The 11,753-nt window shown below is 54.0% G+C and carries 8 protein-coding genes; all 8 read left to right on the top strand.

Annotated features, from left to right (window positions below):
• The 8 genes from R5H23_RS04250 (at position 1) to R5H23_RS04215 (ending at position 11,736) form a co-directional block, all read left to right on the top strand.
• Positions 1-1,824, top strand: a complete 1,824-nt coding sequence (locus R5H23_RS04250) for an ABC transporter ATP-binding protein (RefSeq protein WP_317214505.1) — start codon at positions 1-3, stop codon at positions 1,822-1,824.
• Entirely contained in the window at positions 1,821-3,278 is a 1,458-nt protein-coding gene (locus R5H23_RS04245; protein ID WP_317214503.1) for an NAD-dependent succinate-semialdehyde dehydrogenase, read from the top strand. Before R5H23_RS04250 ends, R5H23_RS04245 begins: the two co-directional genes overlap by 4 nt.
• 29 nt (positions 3,279-3,307) lie before the next feature.
• Positions 3,308-3,811: an Lrp/AsnC family transcriptional regulator gene (locus tag R5H23_RS04240; RefSeq protein ID WP_046901991.1), complete on the top strand. Its 504-nt coding sequence runs from the start codon at positions 3,308-3,310 to the stop codon at positions 3,809-3,811.
• Positions 3,808-4,683, top strand: coding sequence for a GNAT family N-acetyltransferase (locus R5H23_RS04235; RefSeq protein WP_317214501.1), 876 nt, complete (start codon positions 3,808-3,810; stop codon positions 4,681-4,683). The genes R5H23_RS04240 and R5H23_RS04235 overlap by 4 nt, the downstream gene beginning before the upstream one ends.
• Positions 4,684-4,694: 11 nt before the next feature.
• A complete protein-coding gene (locus R5H23_RS04230) occupies positions 4,695-5,621 on the top strand; it encodes a glyoxylate/hydroxypyruvate reductase A (protein WP_317214499.1) in 927 nt (308 codons plus the stop codon).
• A gap of 1,077 nt (positions 5,622-6,698) precedes the next feature.
• The gene (gene cydD, locus R5H23_RS04225) at positions 6,699-8,381 is read left to right on the top strand and encodes a thiol reductant ABC exporter subunit CydD (protein WP_317214498.1); all 1,683 of its coding nucleotides are present in this window, start codon (positions 6,699-6,701) and stop codon (positions 8,379-8,381) included.
• Positions 8,378-10,063: a thiol reductant ABC exporter subunit CydC gene (cydC, locus tag R5H23_RS04220; RefSeq protein WP_317214497.1), complete on the top strand. Its 1,686-nt coding sequence runs from the start codon at positions 8,378-8,380 to the stop codon at positions 10,061-10,063. The genes cydD and cydC overlap by 4 nt, the downstream gene beginning before the upstream one ends.
• A gap of 71 nt (positions 10,064-10,134) precedes the next feature.
• A complete protein-coding gene (locus R5H23_RS04215; protein WP_317214495.1) occupies positions 10,135-11,736 on the top strand; it encodes a cytochrome ubiquinol oxidase subunit I in 1,602 nt (533 codons plus the stop codon).
• Positions 11,737-11,753 lie beyond the last annotated feature (17 nt).

The raw sequence follows: 11,753 nt of genomic DNA, 5'->3' as shown, positions 1-11,753 counted from the left end.
ATGGCTGCCACCATTCAGGTTGAAAATCTCGAGATCGTTGGGCGGCGAGGGAAGGGCACGGAACTTCCGATCGTCCGTGATGTCAGTTTTTCGGTCCAGCGCGGAGAAATGCTGGCGCTGATTGGGGAGTCCGGGTCCGGAAAAACGACGGTGGCACTTTCACTGCTCGGCCATATCCGGAAAGGATGCAGGATTGCCGGGGGGACGATCCGGGTTGCGGGATATGACGTGACGGCTCTGACCCCGCATGAATGCCGCGCCATCCGGGGGCGAGTGATCAGCTATGTCGCGCAGAATGCCGGAAGCGCCTTCAATCCGGCATTGTCCATCATGCGGCAGGTCGTAGAGCCAGCTTTGGTTCATCGCACTCTGCCTAGGCGGGATCTGGAAGCCCAGGCAGTTTCCTTGTTCCGGGCGTTAGCGCTTCCTGACCCCGAAACAATCGGTGAAAGGTATCCGGGAGAGCTGTCGGGTGGCCAGTTGCAGCGGTTAATGGCCGCCATGGCTCTGATGACAGACCCTGAAGTCGTCGTTTTCGATGAGCCGACAACAGCTCTGGACGTCACGACCCAGATTGAAGTGCTTTCAGCCTTCAAAGCCGTTTTCGCAGAGCGCGGGATAACGGGCGTGTATGTGACACATGATCTATCGGTTGTGGCACAGATTTCCGACCATGCCGTCGTTCTTAAAGATGGAGCCATCCGGGAAGCTGGAACGGTCTCGAAGATCCTGTTTCAGCCCGACGATCCTTATAGTCAGGCCCTTCTTGCCGCTGCGGAACCCCGTTCACGACAAGCGGGCCTTACCGGACAGCCTGAGCAACGTAGCCTGCTGGACGTGCGTAATCTGGTGGTGGGGTACGGGCAACGCACCGCTGCTGGACTGCCAGAGAACGTGATTGTCAATCATGTCAGCTTCAGTGTTCCGAAAGGACGTATGCTGGGCGTGATCGGGGAATCCGGTTGTGGAAAGAGCACCTTGGCGCGCGCGATTTCCGGCCTTCAGCCCTGGGCAACCGGAGAGCTTCTGCTGAATGGAGAACCGCTGGCTGGGAACGTGAGAGAGCGTACGCCTGACCAGCGGCGCCATCTGCAGCTTGTGGCTCAGAACGCAGATAGCGTGCTGAACCCTTCGAAGCCCATAGGACAAACCCTTGCGCGGGTCGTTCGTTTTTATGGTGGTTTACGGGGGGCTGCCGCCACCCGGCGTGTGAATGAGTTGCTGGATATGGTTCGCCTTTCGCCCTCTCTCGCTTCCCGTCTGCCTTCGGAGCTATCTGGCGGCCAGAAACAGAGGATCAACTTTGCACGGGCGCTGGCAGCCGATCCGCAGATCGTACTGTGCGACGAAATCACAGCGGCCCTGGATACGGTTGTGGCGGCTGCCATTCTGGATCTGATGAAGGAATTGCAGCGTGATCTGGGGCTTTCGTTCATCTTCATTACCCATGATCTGCATGCTCTTCAGTCCATCTGTGATCGTGTTGCCGTGCTGTATGCGGGGCAGGCCGTGGAGGTTGGGCCAGCCATGGCATTGGGGAAGGGCGTACATCATCCATACACCCGGCTGTTGCATGATTCCGTTCCTCTCATGGAGCCAGGGTGGCTGGAGAGCACACGAATAAAGCACGCGGATGAGGCCATGCCTGCAACCCTATTAAATTCACTCTCTCTTGATCCGGAACTATGCTGCTTTCTTGCGCGGTGCCCTGATCGTGTGAGCGGCCTCTGCGACAGGGTTCCTCCTCCTGTTCGCTCTGTTCCAGGAGGTCCCAGAGTTCTTTGTCATTTGCCTGCGTCAATCTGTTCGGAGTTTTCGACATGACATTTTCCCTGAATGATCCAGATCTTTTCCGTCAGACCGCCTTTCTCGGAGGAGACTGGAAAGCATCCACGAGTGGCAAGACCCTGACCGTCGATAACCCTTCAACGGGTGAGATCATCGGCAGTATCCCGGCCTGCACGGCTGAAGAAACCCGCGCTGCCATTGAAAGCGCGCGGATTGCGCAGGGCAAATGGCGTCGGAGCTCAGCCGCAGATCGTGCGGGTCTGCTGATGGCATGGTACCAACTGATGCTGGACCATGCTGATGACCTGGCCAAGATCATGACACTTGAGCAAGGCAAGCCTCTAACAGAAGCCAAAGGAGAGGTTGGTTATGCTGCGTCTTTCCTTAAATGGTTCGCGGCTGAGGCCGAGCACGTACAGGGCAGTGCACTGGTACCGACAGCCGATCGCCGGGTCATCATCCTGAAAGAGCCAGTGGGAGTGACAGCGGCCATTACGCCCTGGAATTTCCCTCTTGCCATGATTACCCGCAAATGTGCCCCGGCTCTTGCCGCAGGGTGCAGCATGGTGATCAAACCGTCCGAACTCACACCGTATTCTGCTTTGGCTCTAGCTGTTTTGGCAGAACGTGCAGGCCTTCCTAAAGGGCTCCTGTCTGTGGTGACGGGCTATGCGCAGGAGATTGGCCCGGAATTGACCGCAAGTCCCGTTGTGCGCAAACTGTCTTTCACGGGCTCTACGAAAGTCGGGTCGTTGCTGATGCGTCAGTCCGCAGATACGATTAAAAAGCTCAGTCTTGAACTGGGCGGAAACGCTCCTCTCATTGTCTTCGATGACGCCGATCTTTCTGTTGCCGTGTCCGGAACAATGCTGAGCAAATTCCGGAACGCCGGGCAGACCTGTGTCTGCGCAAACCGCGTTTACGTTCAATCCGGAATTCATGATGCGTTTCTGGAAAAACTCGCAGCAGAGGTGATGACCCTGAAGACGGGCGACGGATTTGATCCGCAAACGCAGATCGGACCACTGATTAACGAGGCTGCCGTCGCCAAGGTAAAGGAACATGTAGAAGACGCTTTGGCTAAGGGCGCTCGCATTGTGGGTAAACCACTGGACATTAACGGTCGGTTCGCCTCTCCCGTGCTGCTGGCGGATGTGACGTCCGAGATGCGGATTGCACAGGAAGAAACGTTTGGTCCGATCCTTCCCGTGTTCCGCTTCGATAACGAGCAGGATGCCGTTCAGCAGGCCAATGCTACCCCCTTCGGTCTGGCGAGCTATTTCTTCACGAATGACATCGCGAGAGGTTGGCGGGTTGGCGAGGCTCTCGATTTTGGCATGGTAGGATTGAACACTGGCTCCATCTCTCTTGTGTCAGCACCTTTCGGGGGCGTGAAGCAGTCAGGGCTCGGCCGGGAAGGGGGCGCACTGGGCCTCGAAGAATTCCTGGAAGTGAAGAGCTTTCACATTGGACTGCCGACTGCACAATGACCGTCGCTGAAGAGAGAATGGCCTGACTTATGGCAATCGCGCCCAAGCTTGATCGTATTGATCTTAAAATCCTTGCTCAGCTGCAGAAGAATGGCCGGCTGACCAATGTGGAACTGGCAAACCGCGTTGGTCTGTCTGCAAGTCCATGTCTCATTCGCGTCAAGCGGCTGGAAGCAGCCGGTTACATTGTGGGATATGGGGCGCAGATTGCCCTGCAAAAAATCTCAAGCGTCATGACTGTCTTTACAGAAGTCACACTCTCAGATCACAGGCGAGATGATTTTTTTCGCTTTGAGACTGCAATGCAGAAAGTGGAATCTCTGGTGGAGGCGCATCTTATCAGTGGTGGGTACGATTACCTTCTGAAATTCATGGTCAGAAACATTGATCATTATCAGGAAACAATCGAAGCTCTTCTGGATCAGAATATCGGTATCGAGAAGTACTTTAGTTATATTGTTATAAAATCTCCCATTCTGAAGCCAGCATTTCTGATCGAAAGTCTTACCAGAAACACGGAGCGTTCGTTATGAGCCTGGAAAATGCGAATGAACGTGAACAGACGGCCATTAACCTCCGGAGTATGACCGAGGAAGATCTGGGGGCGACATCGGGTCTTTCAAAGGTATTGGGATGGCCGCACCGCCTTGAAGACTGGGATTTCATGCTGCGTCTTGGTCGTGGGTTAGTCGCCACGTTGGAAAGTGGAGAAATCATAGGCACCATTATGTGGTGGTCGTTTGGGGAGCGTCACGCCACAGTCGGACTGATTATTGTCAATGGGGCGTGGCAAGGGCACGGGATCGGTACAAACATGCTGACCACGGTGCGCAGGCTTCTGCCTGGCCGCTCAATATCCCTTAATGCGACACCGGCTGGCCAGCCGCTCTATGAAAAACTGGGCTTTGTTCCGACGGGAATTGTGGAGCAGCATCAGGGTAATGGTGTGTCCTCTCCCATCATCGCTCTGGATGAGGGCCAGCGGCTGCGGCCGGTTGTTCAGTATGATCTTCAGGATCTCATAGCGTTCGACAGGGCTGCTACGGGGATGGATCGATCTGCGCTTGTTGAAGATCTGGTGCAGAACGCCAAAGGCGTTGTGATCGATACGGAAGAGGGGATCCGGGGATACTCGTTCTGTCGTCGGTTCGGGTGGGGATGGCTGATTGGTCCTGTCGCAGCGGAAACGACAGAGCAGGCAAAGGCGCTCATTTCGCATTGGATCGGAACGTATGGTGGAGAATTTATCAGAATTGATACGCCGACTTCATCTGGTCTCTCAGGCTGGCTGGATGAAATGGGGCTGATCCGCGTGGATGTCGTCAACACAATGTCGACCGAGCCTGTGGTGATCTCTGAAAATGCTCCGCAATATTTTGCTCTGACAAGTCAGGCTCTCGGTTAAGGATTATTGAAATGTCTTTTGTGCTGAAATCTACTGAAGAGCGTGCACGTCTGTGGAAGCCAATGTTCGCTAGCGAACTGCCTGAACTTGCATTTCATGTCTGGCCTGAGACCGGCGATCCGCAGAAAGTTCGCTATCTGGCCGCGTGGCAGCCACCGGAAAATCTGGCAGAAAACTTTCCTAATCTTGAGGTGCTCTTTTCTGTTGGTGCAGGTGTGGATCAACTGAACCTTGCCTCAATCCCTGAAAATGTCCGGGTCGTCCGTATGATGGAGCCAGGCTTGGCGGAGGGAATGATAGAATACGTCCTCTGGGCTGTTCTTTCTTACCATCGGAATATGTTCCAGTACGCGCGTCAGCAAGCGGCGCATGTTTGGAAAGGTACGCCAAACGTATCTTCACGCCTGTTTCGGGTTGGGGTGATGGGCATGGGAGCGCTTGGTACACCTGTCCTGAAAAAGTTGTCGCAGTTCGGATACGTCTGTCATGGCTGGAGCAGAAGCCGACATGACATTCCCGGAATCAAAAGTTACGCAGGGCCTGAAGAGCTGGATGCTTTTCTGGCGGCCACAGATGTCCTTGTCTGCTTGATGCCCCTGACTGACGCCACAAAAGGGATTTTGAACAAAGAATTATTCGCCAAGCTTCCCAAGGGAGCCTGTCTTATCAACTGTGGGAGGGGCGGTCACCTTGCACAGGATGATCTGCTTTTAGCGTTGGATGAGGGACTATTGAGCCAAGCCGTTCTTGACGTGACCGATCCGGAGCCCCTTCCTGAGGACCATCCGTTCTGGAACCATCCATTGATTACCCTTACGCCGCACATTGCAAGTTCTTCGCATGCTGAGACAGGTGGAGAAATGATTTTGAAAAATATCTTACAGTTTGAGAAGGGGGCGGAAATGGTTGGAGAAATTAACAGGTCTTCTGGATATTAACTTCCCCCTGGCGCTGGAATGAGGCAGAGGTCACTTCCCTGTCTCCTTCTGCACAATTAAACTATTTCGTTAAAATTAAATACAGGTGTTTTGATGAACAATATTAGTCGTTCCAATTCTTGTTATGGACTTATTGACGCCAATTATTCGAATTCATGTTTTATATGTTTTTTGATCGAGAAAGGCGCGTTCGACACGAGATTGAATCACTAAATTTCCAGTATTTGATCTGAAGATCGGGAATAGGAGGCGGCTTTTTCCTATGAACCTTTGAGGCTGAAATCTCCCGTTCCAGATAGACTGGTTCGATCACTGTCGTTTCCAACTTTTGGGATGCCTAAAATTTCCGATCGTTGAAAATGCAAATTTTATAGAAAAAAAAACGATATAACGATATTTGTCGATGGGATTGTCTTAGCTTGACGGTGCAAAATTTTGCACCCATCCCCAGAAAGACACTCAATTGCGGGCTGCCTTTTTCAGTGCCTTTGCGCTGTTTTGCGCGGATTTTATTTCCATGCGGTGCCTCGCCAATGCAAGAGGGCCAACCCTGCTCCTGTCAGGTCGGTGTAGAAAATAAAGACGAATAGTTTTATTTCTTATTTTCCATAAACAACGTTTTTACGTTTTCCCGCTGCGTGAAGTAGAGCGTCCAGCTCAAATCAATAGAACCTGAACCTAATTTGGTTTCCTGATTTGCCTGAAGTCGCTCGGTTACTGAATGCTGCACCTATCAGGGTGAAACGGGCTGTCAGACAGTGAAAACACCCCCATGATTCTCACAATCAATGTGGCTTTATAATCGATAGATGCCTTGGGCAGATTATAGGAAAATTTTCCAAAAAACTTTATAATTAATAAAACCAATAAACAAACTTATCAAAAACACGATTTTATATCTTCTGGCTCTGTCCGCTTTTCAGGCTTGAATCGTCCAAAAAACCCTCATATTTCTCAAATTTTCCCCTCTCAAAACGTGGTGCTGCTACAAAAAATACGAATTGACTTTATGACTTAATTAAATTTATAATATTCAAACTTAATATAATTAAGAAAACAAATATGAGGTCGGCACCAATGTCTGGGGGTAGGGTTTCGGGCATTTCAGAAGTCACACGCAAGGCATCACCGACGTTGGCTATCGCGGTCGCCTTGGCGGCAGTGGCGGCTGTCCTGCTGGTCTTGCAAATGGGGCTTCTGGCGCAACTCGTGGATGACCTTGCCTTCAAAAGCTTGTCGATTATGGCAGATGCTAGGCCGTTCGTTGGTTTTCTTTGTGTCGCACTCACGCGCGGTTGTGTGCAGTGGGTTTCGGATATGGCAGGAGAAATGGCTGGTCAGAGAGCGGTTACTCTCTTTCGCCAAGAGATGATCCGGCATGTGTTTCGAGTGGGGCCAGTCGGGTTGCAATGCATGGAGACCGGGCGCCTTGCAACATCTCTGACGGATGGCGTAGCGGCCTTTCAGCCCTACATTGCGCAGTATATTCCGCGCGCCGCGGCAATGGTTGTTCTGCCTCTCCTTATCTTGGCGGTCGTGGCAGGGCTGGATGGGTGGAGTTTTCTGATCCTGGCTGTGACGGGGCCACTAATACCGGTTTTTATGGCTCTGGTTGGTTATAGCGCTCAAAGCCTGATGGATCGGCAGTGGACGCGGCTTCTGCTGCTTGGCGCGTCTTTTCTAGACGCAGTGCAGGGACTGACAGCGCTGCGTCTGTTTGGGCGCGCGCAGGAAAGCGTGAAAATGGTGCAGTCCATGGCAGAGGCGCACCGGCTGGCGACGATGCGTGTCATGGGCGTTGCGTTTCTGACATCTGCTGTTCTGGAGTTCTTTTCCAGCCTCGCGGTCGCGCTTGTAGCGATAGTTCTCGGCTCCCGTCTGCTCTCAGGGCATGTCGATTTTTACACAGCCTTCTTTGTTCTGCTGCTGGCTCCAGAGTATTTTGCACCACTCCGTAATTTTTCTGCCAGCTATCATGCTCGCCAGAACGCGCTTTCGGCCATGGATGGGCTTATGGCATTCATGCGTCTTCCGGAACTCTGTGTCGACCGGGGCAAGAACCCTCATCAGGCCACGACAGGGGCACCTGAAAAGCTCATTTTCAATGATGTTTCCGCTGGCTACGGACAGGGTCCAGACGTTCTGTGTGGTATTTCCTTTACTGCTCATCGCGGCACCATTACGGCGGTAACGGGTGCCAGTGGTAGCGGGAAGACCACGCTTTTGCGGGTTCTGCTCGGGATGATTCCGGTCCGAGCTGGAGATATTGTCGCCGTTGATAATACGGGCACCTACATTGCCGTGCAGAACTGGCGTATTGGTTGGGTCCCGCAGTCTCCCTGTCTCCTCAACGGGACAATTCGGGACAATCTGCATCTGGCAAATCCGGATATTGATGATGCCGGGCTGCGGTCTGTTGCGGCCTTGGCTGGAGTCTTCTCCTTTATCGACGCATTACCCGACGGATTAGATACCGTAGTGGGCGATCGTGGCGCAGCCCTGTCTGGTGGCGAGATCCGGCGGCTGGCGTTAGCGCGCGCGCTGATAAATACGCCGGATATTCTGGTTTTCGATGAGCCAACCGCTGATCTGGACGCGACGAATGCAAACATGATTGCAGCCGCCATCAAGCACCTGGCAGCCGGTCGCATCGTGATCGCGGTTTCTCATCGCCCGGACATTATCAATCAGGCCGACCAGGTTCTTCACCTTCGAGAAGGTGTCATCCAGTCCCATGAAATCCAGCGAGCTGTAGCATGATGGAGCTTCAGTATGCCTTTCGCCTGATCGCAGTTGCGCGGGGGAAGATGATCTTTGGTTTTTTCCTTGCCTGTTTGGCAGCTCTCTCCGGGTTCGGGCTGCTGTTTCTGTCGGGATGGCTGATTGCGGCTGCGGCTGCGGCGGGTCTGGGTGGCATAGTAACGCGCAATCTTTTCAACCTCTTTTTGCCTGCGGCGGGCGTACGGTTTTTTGCGACCGCCCGCATCCTGACACGCTACGGGGAACGACTGGTAACGCATGACGCAGCACTGGAAAGTGTCAGTGTTCTGCGGGCTCGGGTGTTTGAACGCCTGATCCCGCGTTCGACGCTCCTGACAGACCACCGCAGCGGGGATGTTCTAGGAAGACTGGTCTCCGATACTGAGATTGTCGGTCAGTCTCCAATTGATGCGCTTATACCATTTGGCGTCGCGATGGTCTGCGGGACGGTCAGCGTTGTCATAATATCCGTGTTCTCCCTGCAAGCAGGGCTGATTCTGGCTCTGGCGCTGTTGCTCAGTGGAATGGCTGTGCCAGTTTTTGTTGGCCGGAAGGTTGATGATGACGTGGAGCGTCTGGCAGGGCTGGGCGACGACTTTCGTGCGGATCTCGTGGAAGCTGTGCAGTGTGCTGGCGATATCACTCTGTGTGGCGCAACTGCGCGGACGGCAGAGGCGCTGAATGCCACGCAGACTCTCTTCGGCAAGAAGCAGTTGCGTTCTCTCGCATGGTCGCATGCATCGCGGCAGGCAGGGGCTTTTATAGCGGCCCTCGCGGTTGCTGGGGTGCTGATGATCGGTGCGCGAGCTTTGCAATCTGGAGCCCTGAGTGCTCCCGAACTGCCTATGCTCATCCTGGGGACCCTGGCGGCAATGGAGTTTGTTTCGGGCGTCGTTCCGGCGCGGCAGGCTCTGGCTCGGGCGCGGGTTTCAATACGTCGCCTCATGACACTGTGCGAGGCGCCCCTGCCTGTTGCTAAAGCGGAAAACGTTTGGGAAGGCGCCGATTTCACGCGGCTTGTGATGCGGGACGTCCGGTTTGGCTATGCTGGTAGTCGGAAGACGGTACTGGAGGACTGTTCCCTAAGCATCCACGCCGGAGAGCGTGTTGGGATTGTCGGGCCTTCAGGGGCAGGAAAGAGCTCTCTTATTCGGCTGCTGCTTCGGCTGGAAGAGTATCAGTCGGGTTCCATCCATTGGGGTGGGGCTAATCTGAAACAGCTCGATACGCAGGCGCTTTCAACGCAGATCAGCGTTCTGTCGCAGGATTTTCATCTGTTTCAGGGCAGTATTCGCCGCAATTTATTGCTCGCCCGCCCAGACGCAACTGACGAGGACATGTGGGCCGCATTGTCCAGCGCCTGCGTCTTCGAGGAAGTCCGGCTTATGGAAAACGGGCTGGATACCCTCGTCGGTGAGCACGGTATGCGGCTGTCTGGTGGGCAGGCGCGGCGTCTGGCCGTTGCGCAGATTATCCTGCGTCGGCCGCGCTGGGTCATTCTGGATGAACCGACCGAAGGACTGCCCCCTGAAAAAGGCAGAGACCTGATCGCGTCCCTACTGGCAGCGCTGCCCTTGGCAACAGTGCTCTGTATTACCCATCGCCCTGAGCCGCTGGAGTTCATGCAGCGTATTCTGCGACTGGAAGACGGCCGACTTCATGAACGGGAGGGACTGCCGTGATCCGACGATGAAGCACGCCGGATACCGGCCTTTCGTTCCTTTTTCTGTCCTGTTCACAGGAGGATCCCATCGTGGATTTAACTAACCCGCAGGTCGTCGATCTTTCGCGTCTCCAGTTCGCGCTGACGGCCCTTTACCACTTCATGTTTGTGCCTCTGACGCTCGGGCTGACATTCATGCTGGCCGCAATGGAGACGGTGTATGTTGTCACCGGCCGAAAGATTTACCGGGACATGGCCCAGTTCTGGGGCAAGCTGTTTGGTATTAACTTTGCCATAGGTGTTGCGACCGGTCTGACCATGGAATTCGAGTTCGGGACCAACTGGTCCATGTACTCGCATTTCTTTGGGGACATGTTCGGTACGCCGCTCGCCATCGAAGGTTTGATGGCTTTCTTCATGGAATCCACTTTTGTGGGTCTTATGTTCTTTGGCTGGGATCGCCTCAGTAAACCTGGACATCTGGCCATCACTTATCTTGTGGCACTCGGATCCAACCTTTCCGCCCTCTGGATCCTGATTGCCAATGCCGGAATGAATGTTCCTGAAGGCGCGCATTTCGACGCGGATACGATGCGCATGCAGTTTGACAGCTTTGTGCATGTTGTCTTCAGCCAGGATGCGCAGGCCAAGTTTGTACATACTTCTGTGGCTGGCTATGTGGCTGCGTCCATGTTCGTCATGGGGATCAGCGCATTCTATTTGCTTCGTGAGCAGCATCGTGAACTGGCCGCCCGGTCTTTCCGTATGGCCGCCCTGTTTGGCATCATTTCATCGGTCGCCGTTATTACGCTGGGCGATGTGCTGGGCCGGATGGACTACGAAAAGCAGCCAACGAAAATCGCCGCCATTGAAGGCCTGTGGCACACGACGAAGCCACCTTACGAACCGTGGATCGTTGCGGCTCTTCCAGATGATGAAAAGCAGGTCAACCACTTCGAAATCAATATTCCCTACGTTTTAACGCCATTGATTACGCACAGCTTCAATCAGCCCGTTACGGGCATGTATGAACTGGAAGAGCAGGCAGGCCCGCGCATTCGCTCCGGTATCATCGCTTTGACCGCACTCCGCCATTATGGCGAGACGCATGACAAGGCCGATCTGGACATGTTTAACGCGCATCAGGACGATATGGGTTTCGGCTTCCTCGCGACGCGGCATGCTCCTAAGCAGGATGTGACAAATATCCCTGCGGATCAGCTTGATACGGTCGTAAAGCAGACGCAGCCTGACATTCTGCCGAACGTGTTTGTGACGTTCTGGTCTTTCCGGTTCATGGTATTCCTCGGCGGCTATTTCTTTGCGATTTTTGCCGTGGCAGCGCTCTTGAGTCTGAAAAACCGACTTGAAGCCAATCCATGGCTGCTGAGAGCAACCATGTGGTCCATTCCGCTGCCGATCTTGGCAACGGAATTTGGCTGGATCACTGCCGAAGCCGGTCGTCAGCCCTGGACCGTCTTCAATAAGCTGCCGACCTTCCTGTCTGCTTCAGGGCACAGCACTGGATACATGGTGTTCTCGCTAGCCGGTTTTGCGCTGCTTTACAGCGTGTTTATCGCGGCTGAGCTCTACCTGATGTTCCGTTTTGCCCGCCTCGGTCCGGAAGCGCATGGAGCTCATCACGACAAAACAGAAGCTCTGCTGTCCCACTTCCACGGGAGCCACGCCTGAAATGAACGTCTTTTTTC

Origin of the sequence: Gluconobacter sp. GP1 (genome assembly GCF_032913585.1) — a bacterium.
Taxonomy (GTDB): Bacteria; Pseudomonadota; Alphaproteobacteria; order Acetobacterales; family Acetobacteraceae; genus Gluconobacter; species Gluconobacter cerinus.
The sequence above is the reverse complement of the archived record's forward strand: the minus strand, read 5'-3'. Positions and strand labels throughout refer to the sequence as shown.

Excerpts from the sequence above, each read along its gene's own strand:
- R5H23_RS04250 (WP_317214505.1), top strand. The coding sequence starts at position 1 with ATGGCTGCCACCATTCAGGTTGAAAATCTCGAGATCGTTGGGCGGCGA.
- R5H23_RS04245 (WP_317214503.1), top strand. The coding sequence starts at position 1,821 with ATGACATTTTCCCTGAATGATCCAGATCTTTTCCGTCAGACCGCCTTT.
- R5H23_RS04240 (WP_046901991.1), top strand. The coding sequence starts at position 3,308 with ATGGCAATCGCGCCCAAGCTTGATCGTATTGATCTTAAAATCCTTGCT.
- R5H23_RS04235 (WP_317214501.1), top strand. The coding sequence starts at position 3,808 with ATGAGCCTGGAAAATGCGAATGAACGTGAACAGACGGCCATTAACCTC.
- R5H23_RS04230 (WP_317214499.1), top strand. The coding sequence starts at position 4,695 with ATGTCTTTTGTGCTGAAATCTACTGAAGAGCGTGCACGTCTGTGGAAG.
- cydD (WP_317214498.1), top strand. The coding sequence starts at position 6,699 with ATGTCTGGGGGTAGGGTTTCGGGCATTTCAGAAGTCACACGCAAGGCA.
- cydC (WP_317214497.1), top strand. The coding sequence starts at position 8,378 with ATGATGGAGCTTCAGTATGCCTTTCGCCTGATCGCAGTTGCGCGGGGG.